This window comes from Streptomyces milbemycinicus, assembly GCF_002154605.1.
GTDB classification, from domain to species: domain Bacteria; phylum Actinomycetota; class Actinomycetes; order Streptomycetales; family Streptomycetaceae; genus Streptomyces; species Streptomyces milbemycinicus.
In genome coordinates, this window is record NZ_MUNE01001259.1 from 1 (window position 1) to 621 (window position 621).

The following is a 621-nucleotide window of genomic DNA, read 5'->3' on the forward strand; positions in this document are numbered from 1 at the left end:
GGGGTGGCCTCAGATCGGTCGGCGGGTCCCGGTTTCTAAGTCGCCGGTGGCCATCAGTGCTCCTCGAAGAGGCTGGTCACCGAGCCGTCCTCGAAGACCTCCTGGACCGCGCGGGCGATGGTCGGCGCCATCGACAGCACGGTGATCTTGTCGAGCTCGACCTCGTTCGGGGTGGGCAGGGTGTTGGTGAAGACGAACTCGCTCACCTTCGAGTTCTTCAGCCGGTCCGTGGCCGGGCCGGACAGCACACCGTGGGTGGCCGTCACGATCACGTCCTCCGCGCCATTAGCGAACAGCGCGTCCGCCGCGGCGCAGATGGTGCCACCGGTGTCGATCATGTCGTCGACCAGGACACACACCCGGCCCCGCACATCACCCACGACCTCGTGGACGGTCACCTGGTTGGCCACATCCGGGTCGCGCCGCTTGTGCACGATCGCCAGCGGGGCGCCGAGCCGGTCGCACCAGCGGTCGGCGACGCGCACCCGGCCCGCGTCCGGGGAGACCACGGTCAGCTTGGAACGGTCGACCTTGGCGCCCACGTAGTCCGCGAGGATCGGCAGCGCGAAGAGGTGGTCGACCGGGCCGTCGAAGAAGCCCTGGATCTGGTCGGTGTGCAGA

General features: G+C 68.8%; 1 protein-coding gene. It reads right to left on the bottom strand.

Going from position 1 to position 621, the window contains the following annotated elements; translation table 11 throughout:
- Positions 1 to 53: 53 nt before the first annotated feature.
- The coding region (prs, locus tag CCN51_RS52485; RefSeq protein ID WP_143676271.1) for a ribose-phosphate diphosphokinase at positions 54 to 621 on the bottom strand (568 nt) is incomplete at its 5' end.